Source organism: Paenisporosarcina sp. TG-14 (genome assembly GCF_000297555.1).
In the GTDB taxonomy this organism is placed as follows: Bacteria; Bacillota; Bacilli; order Bacillales_A; family Planococcaceae; genus Paenisporosarcina; species Paenisporosarcina antarctica.
The window spans coordinates 1-23,699 of record NZ_AMGD01000066.1 but is presented as its reverse complement, the minus strand read 5'-3'; the positions used below and the strand labels follow the sequence as shown (position 1 = coordinate 23,699).

Sequence of the window (23,699 nt, the reverse complement as noted above, 5' to 3'; positions counted from 1 at the left end):
AATAATCGTCCAAAATACATTTTCGACCTATTTCTGCAAGTTTTAAAGTATCTGCAATTCCGCAATCGTGGAATGAGGGGTTTTGCCACTCTGTAACTTGTCTTTCATCGTTAAAAAGCTATGGCTCAAATGTCGAGCGATAGCTCAGTTGTAATTAATAGCTGTCACGTTGTAATTATGGATGTTGACGTTGTAAAAATTGGCCTCAACGTTGTAAAAATCATGATTCACGTTGTAATAGTGAAATTTTGGAAGTTTATTATTCGATTATCATGTGAAATTCAACAACACTGTCATGATTTCCATTATCCGAAAGTCACTGATAAGGCTGTCGGCTAGTCCGACAGCTCCATACAAGTTTATCCGTTTGACTGTAATAGAAATGTGACAAACATGAAGAGCTAAATGGCCCGCCAGTTGGTGCCTGGCGGGTATTGTTGAGAGGGAAGTGAACTCTTAGTCTAATGAGTTTCAATTTACTCATAATGACAAGTTTTCGGCTCGAGTTATTGGGAAATATAGTGTGAACGGGAATAAAACGTGTTTGAACGGGATTAAATCATTTTGAATTGGAATAAACTGCGTTCGAACGGGATTATTACAGGTTAGAACAGGAATAAAACCAAATGAACAGGAATAAACATAGTGACCGAAAAAACATTCCCCGCATATGTATCGAGTGAACTGTTTGAAAAGGACAAGCTAGTAATTAAAGTTGACTCAACATCAACTACATTTATGCTAAAATAAGAAAAATACGAATGCAATTAAAATGAAACTTCAAGAATTATTTTATTTCCGAGAAAGGGGACATCCAATATGACTGAACTTTTTTTAACGATGCTAGAACGTATTGGAATTATTGTGATGATCGCCTTCGTGTTAACTCGACTTCCATTTTTTAGGCAAATGATTTATCAAGATAAATTTGGACGTAAGCAGCAGTTTGCTGCTATTTTATTTTTTGGGTTTTTTGGGATTATCGGTACGTATACAGGAGTTTCTCTTGACATAAATACTCAGGAATTTGACCGCTGGACAGGGGCGCTGGGATTAAGCAATGATGAAGCGATTGCTAACACACGTGTTATTGGCGTGGTGATAGCAGGATTGCTTGGCGGCTATAAAGTTGGAATTGGCGCTGGGCTTATTGCTGGCATACATCGCTTTACTCTAGGAGGATATACAGCGCTTGCATGTGGACTTGCAGCCATTATTGCTGGTATTCTCTCTGGTGCATTTCATCGTAAGGACAGTAGAAACAAAATAAGCAATGCCTTTTTCATTGGAGCTGCTGCAGAGACAATTCAGATGCTAATTATTTTATTGGTGGCTAAACCATACGAAAAAGCGCTCACACTCATTGAAGTTATTGGGATTCCTATGATTCTTGCAAATGGAGTGGGATGTGCGCTTTTTCTACTTATCATTAAAAGTGTTTTTAATGAGGAAGAAAAAGCGGGTGCTCTGCAAGCTCAGAAAACACTGAGAATTGCTGATCAGACTCTTGTTCATTTGAGGAAAGGAATGGACGTTGAATCTGCTGAGGCTGTTTGTCGAATTTTACATAAGGAAATAGAATCAAGCGCAGTTGCGATGACAAGCCAAGTAAGCATATTGGCTCATATAGGAATTGGGGATGACCATCATCGAGCGAATGCACCAATTCAGAGTGAATTAACATGGGAATCCATTCAAAAAGGTGAGCTTATCGTTTCGCACAATCGTTCGATTCGTTGCTTAAATGAAAATTGTCCACTTGGTACCGCAGTCATTGCTCCATTAAAACAGCGTGGTGAAACAATAGGAACGTTGAAATTTTACTTTACTTCAGAAAAAAAGGTTACGAACGTCACCTTAGAACTCATTTCTGGCCTTAGTATGCTTCTAAGTACACAACTAGAAATTGCGGAAGCTGATAAGGCCTACCAGCTCGCAAAGGAAGCTGAAATTAAAGCGCTGCAGGCACAAATTAGTCCACATTTTCTATTTAATACATTAAATACAATTGTCTCTCTCGTAAGAATTGAACCAGTAAAGGCGAGAAAGTTACTCATTTCACTCTCTCACTTTTTACGACAAAACCTCACTGTTACAACCGAGACATTGACTACACTTGAGCAAGAGTTAAAGCACGTCAAAGCTTATCTAGAGATCGAAGAAGTCCGTTATGTTAATAGGCTCGTTGTGGAATACAACATAGATGAAAATGTTTTATTAGAAAATATTCCTCCTCTTACTCTGCAACCGATTGTTGAAAATGCAGTCAAACATGGAATTAAAAATAAAAGCAACAACTGTTTGATTAAAATCAGCATACAAAAGAAGGATGCACTTACGGTTGTATCTATCGAAGATAATGGGCAGGGTATAAGTCCGGAACGCATTAAGCTTTTAGGTGTGCAACAAGCAGTTTCAGATAATGGAACAGGAATAGGACTTTATAATGTAAATAGAAGATTAACCATTATGTTTGGTGTGAAAAGTGCTCTTCGTTTTGAGAGCAAACAAAATGAAGGCACAAAAGTATCATTTATTCTGGGGTAAAGGGGGAAGGAACATGGGAAAACTGATTCGTGTTTTGGTTGTGGATGATGAACATTATAGCCGCGATGAGCTCAAGCATTTATTAGGAGAGTATCCATCAGTGCAGATTGTTGGGGAAGCTGATTCTGGTGAAGATGCCATTGTAAAAACACTACAATATCAGCCCGATGTTATTTTTCTAGATGTAGAAATGCCCAAAATGAACGGTATGGAAGTAGCAAGAGCATTAATGGAATTTAAAAAAAGTCCATTAGTGGTGTTTGCAACAGCTTATCCCCAGTTTGCAGTCGAAGCATTTCGCTATGGAGCAATTGATTATTTATTGAAACCGTTTGATGAAGAACAATTGCAACAGACCATTCAGCGAATTGAAAAATTACTCACACCGCCTAATGATATTGAGGTCACTAAACCGCTGGGGAAATTAGCAGTTGAGGTAGATGGAGAAATTTTTTATATAGAACCTAAGGAAATCATTTATATATATCGGGATGAAAAAGTATCGAAAATTATTTCAACTTCACAAGAGTTTGAAGTACGAACACCCTTAAAGGAGTTGGAAAGTCGTTTACTCCCTTTCTCTTTTTTTCGAATCCACAAGAGTTTCCTCGTAAATTTAACTTTTGTTACGCGTTTAACTCCATGGTTTAATGGTGCGTACCAACTTGAAATAGAAGGCAGGGAGGAAATGCTCTCTGTTAGTCGTAATTATGTGAAGACACTTAGAGGGCGTCTTGAAATATAGAATTACCTTGAGAAGTCATTACTAGACAAATAAGAAAAGAGTTAGGAGAGTTTTCCTAACTCTTTTTTATTAAGCCGAAATGATTCTTAAGTGGTTAATTCATCATGCAATCAATCATACTATTTTAATATTCTGATATAATGCGCGCTTGTCAATCATCCATACATACGTCTTAACCTTGGAAATGACATGTTACACCTCAAAACACCTATTTAGCTCGTTCACCACCTAAAATAAATGAAAGCGTGTTCACATATTTATAAGGGGGAGTTTTATGTATACATTTCTTGGAGGTATAATTCTATTAATCATAGGTTACTTCACGTATGGTAAATTTGTAGAAAAGATGTTTGGTGTAAAAGAGGATCGGACAACACCTGCCTATGTTAATAAAGATGATGTGGACTATGTACCAATGTCCACCAAAAAGAACGCATTAATTCAGTTGTTAAATATTGCTGGTGTTGGGCCGATTTTTGGACCAATCATGGGCGCACTTTATGGACCAGTCGCATTTATTTGGATTGTGTTCGGTGCAATTTTTGCAGGAGCGGTGCATGATTACTTAACTGGAATGATTTCAATCCGTAATCGTGGAGCACATCTTCCTGAACTAGCAGGTAAATTTTTAGGGAAAATAATGAAACATGTCGTAAACGTATTCGCTATTTTACTTCTTCTATTAGTAGGAACTGTATTTGTATCATCTCCAGCAACTTTAATCTATAACTTAATGGATGGCTGGATGGCGATGGGTGCGATAGTTGCTGTAATATTCATGTACTACATATTGGCAACATTACTACCAATTGATAAAATTATCGGACGATTCTACCCAATTTTTGGCGCATTGCTGATTATTAGTGCAGTGGGTGTCTTGGTTCAACTGGTGCTTACTGGTGCTCCAATTCCAGAGTTAACATTTAAGAATATGCATCCTGATAATCTTCCAATTTTTCCACTCTTATTCTTGACGATTTCTTGTGGGGCTTTATCTGGATTCCATGCAACGCAAACTCCTATCATTTCTCGTACAACTCAAAGCGAGAAACAAGGCCGAAAAATTTTCTATGGAATGATGATTGCAGAAGGGGTTATCGCTATGATCTGGGCGGCAGCTGCTATGAGTCTTTTCAACGGCTATGACGGATTAAACGATATGCTTGCAAACGGCGGACCAGCTGCAATTGTAAGTGAAGCTTCTATCTTATTGCTAGGTTCAATTGGGGGCACATTAGCTATAATTGGTGTCATCATTTTACCGATTACTTCAGGAGATACGGCTTTCCGTAGCGCTCGAATGATTATCGCAGATTATTTCAACCTTGCACAAAAGAAAATGACGAGTCGCTTGTGGATAGCACTACCACTATTCGTGCTATCTTTTGCACTTACGAAAATTGACTTCACATTATTATGGAGATATTTCTCTTGGGCAAACCAATCCACAGCCGCTATTGCTTTGTGGGTCGGAGCTATGTACTTGTTCATCGCTAAGAAAAATTATTGGATTGCCATGATACCAGCTATATTTATAACAATGGCAACAACCACATACATCATAAATGCTCCAATTGGTTTTGGTTTATCACTAAATGCGGCCTATATTGGTGCAACCATCATTACTCTAATCATTATCGTTTTATTCTTTAATGCAGCTAAGAAGAATCGAGCTGCTAATATCCCTCTTGAAGAAGATATTTCTAAATGGAGTGATTCAAAGTAATGGGATGCTGTAGTCCCAATTATCGTAAAACTGTCAATGATCAAGAGGAAAAGGTTAATGAAAAAGGGAGGGATACTCCTCCCTTATTTATGAAAATTGGTCTAACCCTTGTAATTATAGGTGGTATTTTATTGGCAATCGTACTCAAGTGAATAGCAAAAATCCCCAGTAACCAAAATGGTACTGGGGATTTTTTTATATAATGAGTTAAGTCGAACGCAGTAGTATCAGCGTCTTTTATTATAAACGTTAAGAATATCATCGGGCATCCAAAGCCGGAAACTCAGTCGAAATTGTATGGAAAAACACTTTTTAAGCTAGTACTTCCTTAAAAGTACCGAGTGTGAATGTGTCCGGTTTTTCTATTTAAAAGTAAATATAAATATTCCGAGGACAAATTAGTAAATAAAATGTAGTAGGTAAATATAGGTTTATTGAATCCCACAATTCAGAAGATTCATTATTTTCTATAGAGAATTAAGAAAAGTTGTATTATAATAAAGTGGATATTCGTGTAAACGGTTACAAAATAATAATCATATATGGGAGGGGAAACTATGGAACTCGTTCTCAAACAAAGACAAGAACTTAATCTAATAATGACAATCGAGTTAAGACAATCCATTGAACTATTACAATACACCACTTATGAACTGTACCAATTTATAAGAGAACAAGAGTTGGAAAATCCCTTAATTGATTTAGTAGAACAAAAGAATGGTTCCTTGTATGAAGAAAAATCTAATGGAAAGGTGAAGTCAATCAGTCCCACTAAAATGACAGTGGATTTAGTATCAAGTAAAGATATGAGTATGAGAGATAAGTTATTAGAACAAGCCAATTTGTTATTTAAGGCTGTTCAAGACCAAAAATTAATTAGATTTATAATTCATAATCTTGACGATAATGGCTATTTATATCTCAATCAAAATGAACCATTTCCTTATGGAGAGTTTGAAGAAAGTGAAATTGACAGAGGAATTCAGCTTCTTCAACAAGTTGGTCCCACTGGGATAGGCGCGAGGGATTTGAAGGAATGTTTACTATTGCAAATTACAATTGATTTTCCAAAAGAAAAATTAGCTGAATGTCTAATTCAGAATTATTTGGATCTTTTAGCGAATAAAAAATGGAATGATATAGCTGCACGCATGAATATAACTATGACCCAGGTAAAAGATATTAACGACTTTATTCTGACTCTTAATCCTAGACCATGTTCTAGCATTTCAGACTTCTCAATAGAATATTTGAATCCTGATATTATTGTCGAGATTAAAGAATCGGAGATTTCTTTTTATTTGAATGATAGTTACTTGCCTAAAATTGATTTTAATAATGAGTATACAAGTTTGTTAAATACTAAAGATGAGACATCAAAGTATATTAATGATAAATATACTAGTTACCAATGGTTGTTAAGTAGTATAGAACAGCGACGTCAAACGATAATGAAAATAGTGAAGGTCATTATTAATAAACAAGAAAGCTTTTTTAAAGACGGATTTATGTCACTTGAACCATTAACTTTAAAAGAAGTCGCGGAAGAAATAGAAATGCACGAGTCTACTGTAAGTAGAGCTACTATGAATAAAGTTATTCAAACACCAAAAGGAACTTTTAACCTTAAGATGTTCTTTACGTCAAAGTTAGAAACCGTAGACGGAAATTCCGTATCTCAAACGAAGGTAAAGAGGCTCTTAGAAACTTATATTGCGAAAGAAAATAAATTCAAACCGTTGTCAGATCAAAAAATAGCAAGTTATTTTAATAGTGAAAAAGGAATTACCATTTCTAGACGTACGATTAGTAAGTATCGAGAAGAACTAAAAATCCCCTCTTCAAGTAACAGAAAAGAGATAAAAGTATGAAGTGTATAAATAAGATAAAAATAAGAAAACACCCCTAGTGCCGACTGTAGATTTAGCGGCTACTCAGGAGGTGTTTTCTTTTGGTGAAAATATAACATTCAACAATCATCAAATAAACGGATCTTTGAATTAATCTCGAGAAGAAGTACTGCTATAAATTGCGAAATATATTACTCATCAACTTTTACCCCATTCTTATCAATAGACGTAAAAATAAATTACTTTTTAGCATGTGAATTTGTAAAGAAGTTAAAAAAATGAGTAAAATTTTTTTACAAATAGACAACATTGAATTTGGATGTTTCATAAGTACGATTGGCTGTTATCGAGTCCTGCAGTGTTTTATTGATTTTTAAAAAGTGGCACAATTCTTGCAAAGTAATTTATAAAATGATTATTAAATAAAGGGGAGTAATATTTATGACAACTACATTTCATCCGTTACTAAAGGGAGCAATAGAGTTACATGTTCATAGTGCACCGAGCTTATTTCCAAGAAAACAAACAGATTGGGAGTTAATAGAAGATGTGAAAAAAGCACAAATGGCAGGTGTAGTATTAAAGGCTCATGAAGCTCAAACTGTTGATAGAGCCACATTAATTCGTGGAAAAGAACCAGAGCTTCATGTATATGGTGGTTTAGTCTGTAATCATTTTACAGGAGGTCTTTCTCCTGCAACCGTAGATACCGCAATTCGTTTAGGAGCAAAAGTAATTTGGATGCCAACCTTTTCATCAGAAGAGCATCAACGCTACTTTGGGAAAAAGAAAACTAATTTTTTTAATAGTGAGAAAAATCTTTCTCACAGTTATGGTTTAGAAATTTGGGATGACAACAAAAAGATTTTATCAGAAGTCCATGAAATATTAGAGTTAATTGCTGAAGCGAATATAGTTCTTGCGACAGGTCATTTAGCACCAGCAGAAGTCTCCGTATTAGTTGATGCGGCCATTGAACATAAGGTCGAAAAAATATTGATTCAACATACAGATCTTGGTATTGCTCGTATTCCCCATAAGTTAGAATTTGAATTAATAAGAAAAGGATGTATTCTTGAAAAATGTTATTTAGCCTGTAGTGATGACTTTAATGATATAAAAAAAGAAGAAATGGCACAATCCATTAAAGCTTTAGACGCAAATTCATGTGTCATGGTAACAGACTATGGGCAGAGCCACAATATTCCGCCTATTGAAGCACTAAGTCAATTCATTGATGACATGCTTCGTGGAGGTTTGTCTGATAAAGAGATTACAAAAATGATTGTAGATAATCCAAAACAGTTATTAGGGTTGTAAGAGTCAGTAAGGATAAATGAAGTAAACTCAATTAAATTATTGTTATAGAGGGGGTTTGTTGTGAACGAGATAAATAATACATTTAAAGCTTCCTGTATTCAATTTAATCCAATCTTAAATGAGCGAGAGAAAAATATAGAGGCATTACTTAACGTTGTAATTGAAGCTGCTCAAAACGAGGCAAAGCTTATTATTACACCGGAAATGGCTACAACCGGATATTACTATAAAAATCGCGAGGCTATTTCGCCGTTTGTTGATACTATACCTGGAAGAACAACGGCTCGTTTTGAAGAAATTGCAAAGAGTTTTCATACTTATATTGTAATAGGTATGCCGGAGATTGATAAGGAAACCGAACTATATTATAATTCAGCAGCTCTAATTGGTCCATATGGTTATATTGGAAAATATCGAAAGGTTCACTTATGGGAGAGTGAAGCCCATTGGTCAGCTTTAGGAGACTTAGGAGTTCCTGTTTTTGAGACGGAAATTGGGAATATTGCCATTAATATATGTATGGACTCAATTTTTTTTGAATCATCAAGATTAGCAGCTGTTCAAGGAGCTAATATTCTTGCATTTCCAACAAATTCAAGTGCCCAATCTGTCTTTCTCCTTCAAGCAAGAGCTGAGACAAACGGACTGTACGTGTTAAGCGCAAATCGTTCAAATAGTGAAAAAGGATTTCATATGATTGGAGCTAGCGCAATCTGGTCGCCTCTTGGAGAAAAATTAGAAGAGTCACCCCACGTAACCTCATTAGAACAGCCGATAGATGAGCCAACCATTATTTATAGCATCATTGACAAAGCCCTATATCAAAATGCTGGAAAGGCAAGACTGCAGGAGAGAAAACCAGATTGTTATAAAGAGATAATGCAATATATTGCGCCGTGGGACTTTACCAAGAGTAAGGAAAAGCATAAAATCACAGCTGCCATTCTACAGTGCGAATCGATTAATATGAGTAAGGAAGAAAATTTCAGCAAACATAAACGATTGGTTCATGAAGCAATTATTCAATCGAAAGTAAAGGAACAGCCACTTCTTTTAGCTGTATTACCAGAGCTAGTGACAACTGGTTCTTTGGAAACGTATTCAATTGAAAAAATAAGGGATTTAGCAGAACAAGTAAATAGTGACTTTATGAAGCAATATCAACAATTAGCGAAAGATGAGCAAGTTTACCTTGTGTTAGGTTTTTTGGAAAAAGATTCAGGCCATCTATATAACTCCTCAATCCTTATTAACGATTATGGCGATGTCTTAGGACTTTATCGTAAGATGCATTTAACCAAAGATGAAAAAAGATGGGCCACTGCTGGTAGTAAACTAGAAGTATTTGAAACGGAAAAATTAGGTCGGGTTGGGTTATTAATTGGTTATGATGCTGCTTTTCCTGAGGCATCTCGAATTTTAGCAATTAAACGTGCTGATACTATTATCATCCCGTCTAACTGGTCAGGAGAGTTTGGAAGATCTTTAGAAATGAATAAAAACATTTCATTAAATTTATATCCAGAAGGAGCTCTTTCAACATGGGACTCCATTGCACTTAGCTCTCAAGCGTATATGATTGTAGCTAATTCCATTAACACAAATCAATTAGTTGGGGGAAGAAGTGGACTCTATACCATTGATCCATTATACGGATTAGATCAACCTGTGATAGCTTCGACAAATATGGAAGAAATTATTATTGTGAATTATGAAACGCTACATTTAGATTGGTGGTTTAACCAAGAAAAATTAATAACACTGCGTCAAACCAAAGAGTATAAACCTCTTGTGATATAAAATTTACTCGGGTAAAAGTGTATAATGGGTAAAGATATTAGGAAATCCTGGAGCTATGTAGGATTTCCTTTTTCTTAATCATTTTACATTTGTAATTGAATGCTAATATAACTCTCTGTCCATATTGGAGTGAAGATAATGAATCAATTTTTTCGTTCAAAGTTAACTAAAAGATATTTGATTATCTCATTGTTCGTCACCTTTTGTGCGTTAGCCTTACTATATTTTATAACGATTCAGGTAATGAATAATTCTGTGCGAGAAGAAATGGATTATCGTAATCAAACGATGGCGAAGACAGTAGGAAAGAATACCAACTATATTTTTTCTAACATGATCAATGATTTAAGATTAATTTCAGAATATACCTTGAAGATCCAGAATAAAGAATATGTTGATTTAGAAGAAGTAGAAAAAATTATTTCACGGAACCCTTTAATCCTGCATAGTCAAATTGTTGATAATCAAGGAAATACATTATTTACGATTCCAAATGTTCATGTATCAGGTTCCGAGAAAATAATTGAATTTATTGACAGAGTCTCTTGGAGTGAAACATTTTATTTATCGAATATATTTGCTCTTGATAATGGGAAAAAAGTTATTGCTGTTTCTTATCCTATTATCGATAGTAAAAAGAATGTTCAAGGTGGAGTTATTGCATATGTTAATTTAGCTGTATTGTCTCAGCATTTAAATCAAGTGAAAATTGGGGACAGAGGAGTAAACGCACTTATAGATCGTAATGGTGTTTTGATTAGTCATAGCGATGCATCGTATATAGGAACGAGTCTTGCGGATCATCCAATTGGAAATTATTTAAATAATAGTAAATCAGGAATTTGGGAAGGGTTACTATTTAAAGAATATATGGTGTTTGCATATCAGCCAATGCAATTAGGGAGTTATGGTGTGATTGTAGGAGAACCATTGGAACAAGCACTGGCCTCAACGGCAGATGTACAAGGATTATTATTGAAAGGATTTTTAACAGTTTTAATTTTAACGCTTATTTTTACCATCTTTGCTACATCAAGGATTGTAAAACCAATAAGATTTCTAACAAAACAAACTAGAGAGTACAAAGAAGGAAAGCGCTCTAGTTTTCAAAAAGTAAAGACTGGAGACGAATTAGAAGACTTATCTGTGATCATGGATGAAATGGCTACAGAATTATCCAATAAAGAAAAAAGACTGTTCAATATATTAGAATCGATACCTTATGCAGTAATAACAACTGATAAAAAGGGGAATATAGAAACGTTTAATAAAGGTGCAGAACAACTAACTCTCTTTAATCATAACGAAGTGATTGGTAAAAAGATCACTGATCTTCCAATTAAAAAGTCAAAAAAAGAATTTCTATCATGGCAAACGTTACAAGAAGGTAAGAAGTTTAACGAGGTAGAAAATGATATTTTCGATAAAGATGGAATAAAACATGTTGTTCGCATTTATTCAGCTTTGTTTTATGATGACAAGAAGCATAATATTGGTGCCATTCTTATTTTAAGAGATGTTAGTGAAGTTAAAAAATTAGAGGGATATTTAAAACAGTCAGAGAGGATGGCATCACTTGGTCAGTTAACAGCGGGAATTGCCCATGAAATTAAAAATCCTTTGAGTATCATTATTGCTGCATCAGATGCCATTGAACTTGAATTAAAAGAAGATAAATTGGATACTCAACTTATCCAGGAAATGACGAATGACATCATCGAAACGTCTGATCGTATGAATAACTTACTCACTGATTTCCTTAAAATGTCCAAAGGTGAAAATGAAAATAATAAAACATATGTTAATGTGAATGTGCTAATCAATGAGTTACTTTCATTATTAAGGAAAAAACTAGATGATCAACAAATCACGGTTCAGCAAAACTATGCTAATCAAGTTATAGATGTCCTAGCAATTGAAAACCAATTAAATCAAGTATTTTTAAATATCATTATCAATAGCATTCAAGCCATGGAAGATGGTGGTGTTTTAACAATAACAGTAAAAGAGACTAATGAAGATTGGAAAATAGAGTTTAGCGATACTGGTAAAGGGATTCCAAAGTCAGATATCAACTGGATTTTCAACCCTTTTTATACGACTAAAAAAGAAGGAACAGGCTTAGGGTTGTCCATTGCCTATGAAATCATTTCTCATCATAATGGGATAATAGAAGCTACAAGTTCGATTGACGAGGGAACGACCATATGTGTTCGTTTGCCGAAGCTGAAAGGGAGGGTCCTTGATGAATAGCATATTAATTGTTGATGACGAGTCCAAGCTATTAAAAATTTTCCAATCTTCACTAACGAAAAAGAATTATACGATATATACAGCGGCTAATGGTCAGGAAGCCCGACGAAAAATAAATGAACAGGATGATATATCTATTGTTTTCCTAGACTTAAAACTTCCTGATTGTTCCGGATTAGATTTATTGCAGGAATTTGTTTCTGTATATCCAACTAAGATATTTATTATGATGACTGCTTATGGGAATATTGAAAATGCTGTTATAGCAATGAAGACGGGTGCATTTGACTACATTGTTAAGCCAGTGAAACTCCATGAAATTATTGTTGTTATTGAGAAAGCAATAGAGTGGTTAAAAGTAAAACAAGAAAATCACATATTAAAGGAAAGATTAAAGAGATCTGAAACGAATGGGGAATTATTAGGAACAAGTAAAGTAATGAAACAAATTCTTCTTCTTATTGAACGAGTGTCCAATACAAATGCAAATGTGTTGTTAGAAGGTGAAAGTGGAACAGGAAAAAGTATGATTGCTGAAGCAATGCATAAATTAAGTGATCGCAGTCATGCCCCGTTTATCCCCGTCAACTGCGCTTCTATCCCAGAACAATTATTAGAGAGTGAACTATTTGGACATGAAAAGGGTTCGTTTACTGGGGCCGTCTCAGCAAGGAAAGGGAAATTTGTTGCGGCTAATGGGGGGACTATTTTTCTTGATGAAATTGGGGAAATTACACCAGCGTTCCAAGCGAAACTCTTACAGGTAACTCAAAATAAAACGTTTATCCCTGTTGGAAGTGATTCCATAAAGCAAGTAGAAGTTAGGATTATTACTGCGACCAATCGAAACTTGAAAAAAATGGTGGAAGAAGGAAAGTTTCGAGAGGATTTATTTTATCGCCTAAATATTGTTGATATTTACATACCACCTTTGAGAGAAAGGAAAGACGATATTCCTTTACTTGTTAAAAAATTCTTGGACAAACATCGAAAAAAATATGAACGTGACTATCAAATCTCTGGCGAGTTGATGAGAATTTTAACAAACTATCAGTGGCCAGGGAATGTTCGGGAGTTGGAAAATGCTATCGAGCGTGCAGTTGTTTTAGCTCAAGATCAGCAATTATCAATCCATGATTTTCATAGAGAAATTAGAGAAGTGAATTACGAACCAAGTGTTGAAACAAACCTTCAAGAAAGTGGGAAATCGTTACCTGAACAAATGGAAGATATTGAAAAGAAACTTATCTTAAAAGCATTAGATGATGCGTTAGGCCAACAATCTGTTGCTGCAAGGAAACTAGGAATATCAAGGCAAAGCTTATTATATAAAATGAATAAATTTTTCAACCTAATATAAATAGCAGGGGGGCTGAGCATAAAAGTTATTTAAAATGACTTTTATGTTCAGTCCTCTTTTCATATTAAAGTGGCTCTGATATTTCCTCTACTAGGAAAGAAAATAGCTGGCTTTTTCAAAAGACAGTTGGAAAATTTGATCTCCAGGTTGACGCAGGAGGCCTGCAGGTTGTACAAAATTTGGAGGATAACCATAAGTGCTCTCAAAACAGCAAATGGACGGCCAAAGCCATCAATTAATTTCAATGAAATTTCTGGTGAGCGATTGCTCGCCAAAAATGTGGTGTTATAGTGAGGAAATTCACGCTCCAATTTTTAATATCAAAAATATGGTATAAATATTGCGACTTTCAGATGCTAGAGTTTCTGAAAAACTCTTAATTAATCAAGAAGCATATCAAATTTAAGGGATCAAGATGTTTTTGAGTTCTCCGGAGAAGGGAAGAAAAATAGTTACTTTTTCAGTGGCCACAGAAAAACATGTCGTTGTTCTCCACCTGTTTATTTTAGTGACTTATTATAGAACCTCTCTTATTACAAGTAGGAAAAGAACTAAGTGCTATCTTCGGGCGCGTGATTTTCTAACATTTGCTAATTAAGATAACAAGTTATTCGTATGTAAAAAATTTTTTACTCTATGATTTAAAATTTTTACGAAAAGTTCTGAATTGAATGAATTTTACTGGATTTAAAGTTGGCATGGGAATTGCAATAGTAATAGTTATATAAAACAAATATGAAATCTAGGAGGTGAATGATTTGGAGTTAATTGAATTTATTCAAGTTAACTGGACTACATTATTGCAATTAACCTGGGAGCATATTCAGCTTGTTGGTCTAGCAGTGGGAATTGCCATATTAACTGGGATTCCAATCGGTATTTACATTTCACAAAAGGAATCATTAGCAAATTTAGTGTTAGCAGTTGCAGGTATTATCATGACAATACCAAGTATTGCTTTGTTTGGACTCATGATTCCAATCTTTTCTATTATTAATCAAGGTATTGGGTTTCTCCCAGCCGTTGTTGCTTTAATTCTCTACTCTCAGTTACCTATTATAAGAAATACGTATATTGCAATAAAAAGTGTAGATCCAAATACGCGAGATGCTGCTATTGGAATGGGCATGACCACATGGCAAAGATTATACAAAGTTGAACTTCCACTGTCTCTCCCAGTAATTATGGCGGGCATTCGAATGGCAATAGTGTTGACAATAGGTATTGGAGCTATTGCTGCCTACATTGGAGCAGGCGGTTTAGGAGTCTACATTGCTCGAGGTATTTCTACAAGTTATACGGTAATGGTTCAAGTCGGTGCCTTAGCTGTATCGATATTAGCCATTTCAGCCGATTTAATACTTGGAAGAATTCAAAAGTTTCTTAGTCCAAAAGGTGCGAATTCGTAAAGAAGGAAGGTGAATGATTATGATTAATTTCAAAAATGTTACAAAAATTTATGAAACAGAATCTAAAAAAGTTACTGCAGTTAATAAAATAGACCTTGAGATTAAAGAAGGCGAAATATGCGTTTTTCTGGGACCATCAGGATGTGGTAAAACAACATTGCTTCGAATGGTCAATCGTCTAATTCCAATAACAAGTGGAACAATTGAAGTGGATGGTAAAAATTCTCAAACTTTAAATATAAACGATTTGAGACGATCAATTGGCTATGTCATTCAACAAAATGGTTTGTTTCCAAATATGACGATTGAAGAAAATATTAGTGTAGTACCGAAATTAATGGGCTGGGACCGAGTGAAAATGAAAAAAAGGTCAAATGAACTTCTTGACTTGTTTGGTTTACAACCTGACGAATTTAGTAAGCGCTTTCCTTGGGAATTATCAGGTGGACAGCAGCAACGTGTTGGAATTGCAAGAGCCCTAGCAGCTGATCCTCCTATCATGTTAATGGATGAACCATTTGGTGCTCTTGACCCGATTATTCGAGAACATATTCAAAATGAGTTTTTACGAATTCAGAAAAATGTGAAGAAAACTATTTTATTTGTTAGCCATGATGTTGACGAAGCGATTCGGTTAGCTGATAAGATAGCAATTTTTAAAGAGGGTGATCTCATGCAATTTGATTCACCTGATAATATATTGTCCAATCCGAAAAGTGATTTTGTCCGTGACTTTATTGGAAATGAAAGTTCTTTAAAACGATTAACATTATTGACTGTTAAAGATTTATTAGGAAAATTAGACCATTTAAAGAAGCCAACAGTTTATGGGCAAGAAGGAAGTCAGTTTACAATTCAACTGACTGATAATTTAAGAACGGCTCTGTCTATTATTCTATCTTCACATTCAGGAGAAGCATGGGTACAAGATGAAGCTGGAAAACGTCTCGGTGTACTTCGTGTTTCTGACTTTGAATCTTTGACCTCTGTTCATCCAACAGAAATGACTGTAGCTCGTTAGGAGGGGTATTGTGAATGGGAAGAAAATTGAACGAATAGCTAGAATCTCACTAGTTGCTATAATAATAGCATTATTTGCATGGGCTTTTAAGGCAGGCTCATTTGAATTCATCATTAATAACCCTGGGGACCTTTTATATTTAAGTGGTCAGCATCTACGATTAGTTGGCATTTCCTGCTTTTTTGCAGTGTTAGTTGCTGTACCGTTAGGAATTTTTGTCACAAGACCAAAATATAAAAAATACGATTGGATTGTTATCAACTTTGCGAATGTTGGACAAACGGTTCCAACTCTTGCCTTACTAGCATTAATTATGTCTTTCTTTGGTCTTGGGTGGCAAACCGCGGTATTTGCTCTATGGTTTAACTCTTTACTACCTATATTAAGAAATACAGTAGCTGGAATTGACAATATTAATCGTTCAATCATTGACGCTGGAGAGGGAATGGGGATGACCAAGATTCAAATTCTTCTGAAGCTTGAAATTCCAAATGCACTCCCTGTTATGTTAGCTGGAATTAGAACATCAATTGTTATAAATGTTGGTTCCGCCGCTCTTGCATTTCTTATTGGAGGAGGTGGGTTAGGAGATTTAATCTTTACTGGGATAGCGATAGCTGACACAGGAATTATGCTATCAGGTGCAATTCCTATTATTGTCTTAGCGATTTCAATAGATTTCATTTTAGGGAAACTAGAGAAATTAGTCGTATCAAAAGGAATACAGCGTAAGTTAGAAATCATTTAAATTAAAAGGAGGATAATATAATGAGAAAAATTTTATTAGGAATACTGATGTTTTCACTAATTCTTGCTTTAGCTGCCTGTGGCGAATCAGATAATGCTGATAATAGTGATGATAAATCTAAAGAATCAAAAGGTAAGGTTACGATTGGCGGGAAAGACTTTACAGAACAATTACTATTATCAAAAATAACGTCTATTTACTTGAAAGAGAACGACTATGAAGTTGAAGAAGCAAGCAATATGGGTAGTACAGTTGTACGTTCAGCGTTAGAAAATGGCCAGGTTGATCTTTACTGGGAGTATACAGGTACAGCGCTTGTTGTATACCAAAAGCATGATGTTGAATCAGACCCAGATGTTACGTATCAAATCGTAAAAGATACAGACGAAAAAAACGGATTAATTTGGTTGGATAAAGCAGAAGTAAATAATACGTATGCTCTATTAATGCGTAAAGATTTGGCTGATGAATTGAAAATTAAAACTCTTTCAGATCTCGCAAACCATGTTAACAATATTGATGATTCACTAAAGTTTGCATCAAATGCAGAGTTTTATGCTCGTGAAGATGGGATTAAAGGACTTGAGAAGTTGTATGGATTTGAATTCCCTTCAAAAAATGTCACTCGTATGGATTCAGGATTGCTTTATAACGCATTAAATGAAGGACAGGTAGATGTATCTGTAGGGTTTGCTACGGATGGTCGTATTAAAGGATTTGATTTAATTGCTTTGGAAGACGATCAAATGTTCTTCCCAGCTTACAATGCAGCACCGGTAATTAGAGATGAAGTTCTAACTGATGAGCTTGCTGAGTTGTTAAATAAACTGTCTGCTAAATTAAATACAGAAGTAATGATGTCGTTAAATTATAGTGTAGATGTGGAGCATGATGAAATTTCTGAAGTTGCTCGAGAATGGCTAGTCCAAGAAGGTTTAGTAGAGTAGGAAATAAGGATTTACAAGAAAAGGTGTTGATTAAAGTTTGAATGTTGGCGGTGTAGTATCGTCGTATATCGTAAAGGAAGCATTAGTAGACAAAACTCCTGAGACAATTAAGGCAGTAAAAGAAGCGTTGGCCGACCATATTGCATGTGCGATTGCAGGTAGTGAAGCGAAAGTATCCATAATTGCGAAGAAATACACAAAAGCACAATGGGGAGTAGGTGTGAGTTCTGTCTTTTTAGAGAAAGAAAAAGTTACTCCAGCAGGAGCAGCTTTTGTAAATGCAGTCATGGCAAATGCCCTTGATATAGATGATGGACATCGCTTAACAAAAGGGCACCCTGGAGCTATCGTTATTCCGGCAATATTAGCAGCTGCCGAAGAACAGAAATCGACGGGTGGAGAATTTATTCTTGCTGTTTTAATAGGCTACGAAGTAGGAATTCGCGCAGGGATTATTGCACATCGTAAGCGTCCAGAATATCATTGCACTGGTTCATGGGGGGCAATAGGAGCAGCTGCTGGGGTAAGTAGAATAATAGGTTTGTCAGAAAAAGAGACTAACCATGCACTTGGAATAGCGGAATACCATTCAACCTATTCTCCCATGATGCGATGTATTGAACATCCATCTATGCTGAAGGATGGAATTGGGTGGGGGTGCATGACAGGATTAAGTTCAGCCTATTTAGCAAAGCTTCAATTTACTGGAATCCCATCTCTTTTTTCATCAAATGAAGGAAGGGAATATGTGCAAGACCTAGGAAAGGTTGAGCGAATTCACCAACTTTACTATAAGCCTCACGCTTGCTGTCGTTGGGCTCAGCCAGCTGTAGAGTGCTTGAAAGAATTGGTAAGTCAAACGAATATCACATACGAAGAGATTGAGAAAATCATCGTTTACACGTTTACAGAGTCAGCTAGTTTGTCTCATCAAGCACCAACTAATACTGAGGAAGCCCAATATAATTTATTATTTCCCCTTGCGTCATACCTTGTATTCGGGGAAGTTGGACCTAAGCAAATCTTGTATGAATTACAAAACCAGAACGTATTAGACGTAATGGGCAAAATTGAAACGAGAGTTAATGAAAAGTTCGATGACTCTTTCCCAACAATTGCACAAAGTCAAGTTAAGATACACACAAAAGCAGGGAGAGTCTTATGTTCCTCTGTTTTGCAAGCTAGAGGGGATTATGATTTCCCTTTAATTGAAGCTGAAAAAGAAGAAAAATTCTATTCCCTTACAACGCCTATTATCGGAGAAAAGAGAAGTCGCAGCTTACTGGAGTGCATTAGGCAACTCGAGAAATTAGATGATATTGGTGAGCTACTATCTATAATTAATGAATAAAAAAATTCTATTATAACGGAGGATGTTAAAAATGAAAGAACGTCAAATTAGTTTTTATAGTGAAGGTTTTAAGTTAGATGGTACAGTTTATTTACCAGATGATTATCAAGCTGGGGAAAAAAGACCGGCGATCATTTCAAACTCAGGGTACCAAGGATTTAATAACTTTTACCCACGTTTATTTGCGCAAAACTTAACAAAAGCAGGATATGTTTGTTTTGGATTTGACTACCGTGGCTTTGCAAACAGTGAGGGTGAAAAGGGCCGTGTCATTTTAGATGAACAAGTCGAAGATATTATCAACGCAATTAGTTTTTTGCAAGCACAACCAGAAGTAGACATTGACCAAGTTGGTTTAATTGGATGGGGAATGGGTGGTTCCAACGTCGTTCGAGTAGCTGCTAAAGACAAACGAGTAAAAGCAGTAGCAGCACTAAATGGTTTCTTTGATGGGGAACGTTGGTTAAAATCGATTCACAGTTATGTTGAATGGATGGAACTTGTGAAAACTGTAGAGCAAGACCGAGTGCATCGTGTAGTAACAGGTCAATCCCTGTATGCTGATCCATTTATTCATTACCCTCTAGACCCAGCAACAAACGATTATGTTCAAAAGGAATTAGTTCCATTATCTCCTTTTGGTAAACAAACACAGCTTCAGTTTACTGATTCAATTATGAATATGAACGCTGAGAAGGTTGTAACAGACATTTCAACAGCACCATTATTTATCGGTCACGGAAAAGATAATTTACTACATCCCCTTGAGGAATCGACAGCTTTATATGCAGCGGCTTCGGAACCTAAGCAATTTTATTTAATCGATGGAAAACATAATGATTTTATGTATCATGAAGACCCTGTTTTTCAGGAGCTCATTACCGAATTGACAAGTTTTTTCAACTCTCATATGTCTGTTGATAAAAAGACAGAAGTAACGGCATAATTGTTAGTAAATGAAGCCAATTCGAATTGTGAATTACAAAAATATACAAATTTTTTTCCTTCTATAGCGAAATCTGAGTAATGTTTGTAACAAGTGAGACGACTACAATATAGTGGATTAGATCTTTATAAAAAAATGTAAGAGAAGAGAATTTTCTTCTCTTTATTTTTTCCATTAACTGGACCAACCAGCAGACCTCGAAAGAGAGGAGAACTTGCTTGAAACCAATCTTGAAGAAAAACAGGTTATATCATGAAGTAATCAATGAGATTTTCTCATCTATTTCTAAAGAAAAGTTAAAACCTGGAGATAAATTGCCGTCAGAGCGAACAATTGCTGAACTTCTAGAAGTTTCACGAACAACGGTTAAAGAGGCCATTTCCGTACTTGAGGCAAATGGAATTGTTTCTATAAAACCTGGCGTTGGAATATTTCTTGTAAGTCACACGAAACAAGTCATACAACAAGAATTGCTAGCAGTTTTAAAGCCTAAAAAACAAAATTTGTCCGAATTGATTGAGTTAAGGCAAGCAATCGAGGGAGACGCAGCTTATTACGCGGCTAAGAGAATGACGGAAGAGCAACGTATGGAGCTAGAAAACTGTTATATAAACTTAAAAAAAGCAGAACTGAACGGTGAACTAGCTATAGAAGAAGATTATGCGTTTCATAAAGCCATATTAACGGGTGCTAACAACGCAATAATGGAAGGATTAATGGAAGTCATATCTGAAAAAGTATATTCCTTTATCCAACAAAATCGCATGGAAACGTTGCTGCAACCACTAGAAGTTAAAGTTGTGATGAAGCAACATCAATTAATATATGAAGCGATACTAAATGAAGATGCTGAGTCAGCAAAAAAAGCAATGTGGGAACATTTACATTCGATTAAAGTCCGACATAACTACGAATAGGAGGTTACTCATCGTGAAAGTTACAGAAGATATCCTGGAAAAACTTAAAAAGACATTAGCTGACCCAAAGAGATTTTTAACTAGTGAAGCAGATTTGTATAGTTTTTCATTTGATGCCTCTTTCGGCATGTATAAACCTGATGTTGTGTGTCAGCCCATGTCGTCTACTGAAGTTGCAAGCATTGTCCGTATTGCAAACGAATATTTAATTCCACTTTGTCCAAGAGGTAGGGGAACGAGTTTAAGTGGTGGGCCTTTGCCGGTCCATGGTGGAATAGTATTGGATTTTTCATTATGGGATACAAAACTTGTAATAGATGAGGAAAACTTAATTGCTACCGTTTCTCCAGGTGTGATTACATCACATATTAATGATGCGGCAAATGAATTTGGACTGATGTACCCTCCGGACCCAAGCAGTGCGCATGTCTCCACGATTGGTGGTAATTTAGCAGAAAATGCAGGTGGACCTCGTGGGTTGAAATATGGCGTTACGAAGAATTATGTCTTAGGTTTGGAGATTGTAACGGCTGATGGGAAAATTGTACGTACAGGTGGACAAACCATCAAAAATGTAACTGGGTATGATCTCACAAAACTAATTGTAGGTTCTGAAGGGACTCTAGCCATTATTACTGAAGCTACATTAAGATTAATTCCAAAACCACAAGCTTCCTTGACCGCAATGGTTTTGTTTGATGACATCATTGATGCTGGAAGTGCGATTTCGAAGGTTTTAGTGTCAGGTATTATGCCTTCAAAAATGGAAATCATGGATCAAAGCTCTATCATCGCTGTAGAAGAGTACGCTTCTTTAGGATTACCAGTGGATGTGGAAGCGATTTTACTGATTGAACTTGATGGACATCCACTTGCGATAGAAGATGAAATGCAACGAGTTAAATCAGTTTGTATGGATGTAGGTGCGAGAAGTGTTCAAGTTGCCCAGGATAAAAAAGAAGAAGCTGAATTGTGGCAAGCACGAAAACTTGTTTCGCCTGCTATTGTGAAGTTAAAACCAACAAAAATATCTGAAGATGCAACGATACCAAGAAGTCAAATACCTGAAATGTTTAGAAGGTTAAAGCTCATCAAAGAAAAATACAACATACACTTAGTCGTTTTTGGTCATGCTGGTGATGGTAATCTTCATCCGAATATTATTACGGACCAACGTGATAAGGAAGAAATGAGACGAGTGGAAATGGCGGTTGAGGAAATCTTCAAAGCGGCTATTGATTTGGGAGGTACGCTGTCTGGAGAGCACGGAATTGGCACAATGAAGTCAGCGTTCATGGAAATGGAATTAGGCGTGGACGGTCTTGCGATGATGAAAAGTATTAAGGAAGCATGGGATCCAAAAAATATCTTGAATCCGGGTAAAATTTTTCCGGTAAAAGGGCAAAGGTTTGAGTTGCGAAATGACTAATAACAAAATATTACAGGATAAACTCGCATACGATGAAACTTTTAGTTGCGTTCAATGTGGGTATTGCCTGCCAGCGTGTCCGACGTATTTAGCCTTTGGTAAAGAAAGTCACTCTCCACGAGGAAGAATTCAGCTTGTGAAACTGGCAGCAGAAGGGAAAATAGGGTTTGAAGATTTAGGGGATTCTATTGACTGCTGTTTGGGATGCCGAGCATGTGAAACAATTTGCCCAACAAATGTGGAATATGGAAAAATACTAGATTCTGCAATTGATGTTTTGGGCGCATTTCGTAAAAGCCAGCAATCTATTAGTGAAAAAGTAGTTCGAAATATTGTCTTTAAAAAGGTGCTTCCAAATAAAAAAATACTGAAGATCGTGGGAACTGGTTTACGCTTATATCAAAGAACAAAAGCAGATAAGGTAATTAGAAAATCTGGTGTAATCAAACAAGTTTCTCCTTCACTTGCCACGATGGAACAGATAACGCCGAGAATTTACAAGCCCGAGTCACGCGAAAATTTTCAAGTAAACTCTAAATTGAAAACGAAGACGAAGGTAGCATTTTTCACAGGTTGCATAATGGATACATTTTTTGCACGCGTAAATGATTTAAGCATGAAACTGTTAGAGAAAGCGGGATGTGAAGTAGTTCTTCAAAAAGAACAGACATGCTGTGGGGCTTTGCATCAACATAGTGCTGAGAAAGAAACTGCCATTGAATTGGCAAAGAAGAATATTGAAGTATTTGAACAATTAGATTGCGACTATATTGTAAATGCAATTGGTGGCTGTGGTGCCGCGTTAGTTGAATATGATCATTTATTTGAAAAAAGTGATCCTTGGTTTGAAAGAGCGAAGCAATTTTCCTTGAAAAACAAGGATATTAGCTATATTTTATCACGCATGGAACTACCGATTACAAAACCGCTCCACATGCGAGTTACGTATCAACCTTCGTGTCATTTAACGAATGTACAGAAAATCGTCAACGAACCATTGGAACTCATAAGAAAAATTCCCGGAATCGAATTTACTCCAATGAAGAATCAAGATTTATGTTGCGGTTCTGCAGGTATTTATAACATCGTCCATCACGAAGAATCTATGATGATTCTAGATATGAAAATGAAAACAGTCAAAGATGTGAAGCCACACCTAATTATCACTACCAATCCAGGATGTCATCTTCAAATGATTTTAGGTGTTAAACGTGAGGGACTTGAATCAACAGTAACCGTAAAGCATTTGGTTGAAGTATTGGCTGAAGCTTGCGAGGTTTCTTAATGGATTGTCTACTTTTAAAAGTGAAAAGGAAGCAAAACACCTATA

At 35.8% G+C, this 23,699-nt stretch carries 18 protein-coding genes; all 18 read left to right on the top strand.

What is annotated here, in order from left to right:
• Nucleotides 1-120: 120 nt before the first annotated feature.
• Nucleotides 121-339 carry a hypothetical protein gene (locus C406_RS20840; RefSeq protein WP_237740582.1) on the top strand — a complete coding sequence of 73 codons (219 nt, stop codon included), beginning with the start codon at nt 121-123 and terminating at the stop codon, nt 337-339.
• A 480-nt stretch (nt 340-819) separates the two neighbouring features.
• Nucleotides 820-2,547: a sensor histidine kinase gene (locus C406_RS0116060; protein WP_017381679.1), complete on the top strand. Its 1,728-nt coding sequence runs from the start codon at nt 820-822 to the stop codon at nt 2,545-2,547.
• Between the two features lie 13 nt (nt 2,548-2,560).
• Nucleotides 2,561-3,292, top strand: a complete 732-nt coding sequence (locus C406_RS0116055) for a LytR/AlgR family response regulator transcription factor (protein WP_017381678.1) — start codon at nt 2,561-2,563, stop codon at nt 3,290-3,292.
• A gap of 274 nt (nt 3,293-3,566) precedes the next feature.
• Entirely contained in the window at nt 3,567-5,018 is a 1,452-nt protein-coding gene (locus C406_RS0116050; protein ID WP_017381677.1) for a carbon starvation CstA family protein, read from the top strand.
• A 557-nt stretch (nt 5,019-5,575) separates the two neighbouring features.
• The gene (rpoN, locus tag C406_RS0116040; RefSeq protein ID WP_017381675.1) at nt 5,576-6,889 is read left to right on the top strand and encodes an RNA polymerase factor sigma-54; all 1,314 of its coding nucleotides are present in this window, start codon (nt 5,576-5,578) and stop codon (nt 6,887-6,889) included.
• 420 nt (nt 6,890-7,309) lie between these two features.
• Nucleotides 7,310-8,188 (top strand): DUF6282 family protein, encoded by an 879-nt coding sequence (locus C406_RS0116035; protein ID WP_017381674.1) that lies wholly within the window; start codon nt 7,310-7,312, stop codon nt 8,186-8,188.
• Nucleotides 8,189-8,248: 60 nt separating this feature from the next.
• Nucleotides 8,249-9,988 carry a nitrilase-related carbon-nitrogen hydrolase gene (locus C406_RS0116030; RefSeq protein ID WP_017381673.1) on the top strand — a complete coding sequence of 580 codons (1,740 nt, stop codon included), beginning with the start codon at nt 8,249-8,251 and terminating at the stop codon, nt 9,986-9,988.
• Between the two features lie 138 nt (nt 9,989-10,126).
• Nucleotides 10,127-12,241 carry a sensor histidine kinase gene (locus C406_RS0116025; RefSeq protein ID WP_017381672.1) on the top strand — a complete coding sequence of 705 codons (2,115 nt, stop codon included), beginning with the start codon at nt 10,127-10,129 and terminating at the stop codon, nt 12,239-12,241.
• Nucleotides 12,234-13,601: a sigma-54-dependent transcriptional regulator gene (locus tag C406_RS0116020; RefSeq protein WP_017381671.1), complete on the top strand. Its 1,368-nt coding sequence runs from the start codon at nt 12,234-12,236 to the stop codon at nt 13,599-13,601. Before C406_RS0116025 ends, C406_RS0116020 begins: the two co-directional genes overlap by 8 nt.
• A 758-nt stretch (nt 13,602-14,359) precedes the next feature.
• Complete coding sequence (locus tag C406_RS0116010) at nt 14,360-15,010, top strand: ABC transporter permease (RefSeq protein ID WP_017381669.1); 651 nt, start codon at nt 14,360-14,362, stop codon at nt 15,008-15,010.
• Nucleotides 15,011-15,029: 19 nt separating this feature from the next.
• Nucleotides 15,030-16,031, top strand: coding sequence for an ABC transporter ATP-binding protein (locus tag C406_RS0116005; protein WP_036654911.1), 1,002 nt, complete (start codon nt 15,030-15,032; stop codon nt 16,029-16,031).
• 10 nt (nt 16,032-16,041) lie between these two features.
• Complete coding sequence (locus C406_RS0116000; RefSeq protein ID WP_017381667.1) at nt 16,042-16,779, top strand: ABC transporter permease; 738 nt, start codon at nt 16,042-16,044, stop codon at nt 16,777-16,779.
• A 20-nt stretch (nt 16,780-16,799) separates the two neighbouring features.
• Entirely contained in the window at nt 16,800-17,726 is a 927-nt protein-coding gene (locus C406_RS0115995; RefSeq protein ID WP_017381666.1) for an ABC transporter substrate-binding protein, read from the top strand.
• Nucleotides 17,727-17,763: 37 nt separating this feature from the next.
• Nucleotides 17,764-19,077 carry an MmgE/PrpD family protein gene (locus C406_RS19700; RefSeq protein WP_017381665.1) on the top strand — a complete coding sequence of 438 codons (1,314 nt, stop codon included), beginning with the start codon at nt 17,764-17,766 and terminating at the stop codon, nt 19,075-19,077.
• 31 nt (nt 19,078-19,108) lie between these two features.
• On the top strand, nt 19,109-20,023 hold the full coding sequence (locus tag C406_RS0115985; protein WP_017381664.1) for an alpha/beta hydrolase: 915 nt from the start codon (nt 19,109-19,111) through the stop codon (nt 20,021-20,023).
• A gap of 218 nt (nt 20,024-20,241) precedes the next feature.
• Nucleotides 20,242-20,940: a FadR/GntR family transcriptional regulator gene (locus tag C406_RS0115980; RefSeq protein WP_017381663.1), complete on the top strand. Its 699-nt coding sequence runs from the start codon at nt 20,242-20,244 to the stop codon at nt 20,938-20,940.
• A gap of 13 nt (nt 20,941-20,953) precedes the next feature.
• Nucleotides 20,954-22,369: an FAD-binding oxidoreductase gene (locus C406_RS0115975; protein ID WP_017381662.1), complete on the top strand. Its 1,416-nt coding sequence runs from the start codon at nt 20,954-20,956 to the stop codon at nt 22,367-22,369.
• Nucleotides 22,362-23,654 (top strand): (Fe-S)-binding protein, encoded by a 1,293-nt coding sequence (locus tag C406_RS0115970; RefSeq protein ID WP_026045730.1) that lies wholly within the window; start codon nt 22,362-22,364, stop codon nt 23,652-23,654. The genes C406_RS0115975 and C406_RS0115970 overlap by 8 nt, the downstream gene beginning before the upstream one ends.
• The last annotated feature ends 45 nt before the right edge of the window (nt 23,655-23,699 follow it).

Coding starts and splice junctions, on each gene's coding strand:
- C406_RS0116035 (WP_017381674.1), top strand. CDS start 7,310: ATGACAACTACATTTCATCCGTTACTAAAGGGAGCAATAGAGTTACAT.
- C406_RS0116025 (WP_017381672.1), top strand. CDS start 10,127: ATGAATCAATTTTTTCGTTCAAAGTTAACTAAAAGATATTTGATTATC.
- C406_RS0115995 (WP_017381666.1), top strand. CDS start 16,800: ATGAGAAAAATTTTATTAGGAATACTGATGTTTTCACTAATTCTTGCT.
- C406_RS0116005 (WP_036654911.1), top strand. CDS start 15,030: ATGATTAATTTCAAAAATGTTACAAAAATTTATGAAACAGAATCTAAA.
- C406_RS0115985 (WP_017381664.1), top strand. CDS start 19,109: ATGAAAGAACGTCAAATTAGTTTTTATAGTGAAGGTTTTAAGTTAGAT.
- rpoN (WP_017381675.1), top strand. CDS start 5,576: ATGGAACTCGTTCTCAAACAAAGACAAGAACTTAATCTAATAATGACA.
- C406_RS0116060 (WP_017381679.1), top strand. CDS start 820: ATGACTGAACTTTTTTTAACGATGCTAGAACGTATTGGAATTATTGTG.
- C406_RS0116055 (WP_017381678.1), top strand. CDS start 2,561: ATGGGAAAACTGATTCGTGTTTTGGTTGTGGATGATGAACATTATAGC.
- C406_RS0115970 (WP_026045730.1), top strand. CDS start 22,362: ATGACTAATAACAAAATATTACAGGATAAACTCGCATACGATGAAACT.
- C406_RS0116020 (WP_017381671.1), top strand. CDS start 12,234: ATGAATAGCATATTAATTGTTGATGACGAGTCCAAGCTATTAAAAATT.
- C406_RS0116050 (WP_017381677.1), top strand. CDS start 3,567: ATGTATACATTTCTTGGAGGTATAATTCTATTAATCATAGGTTACTTC.
- C406_RS20840 (WP_237740582.1), top strand. CDS start 121: ATGGCTCAAATGTCGAGCGATAGCTCAGTTGTAATTAATAGCTGTCAC.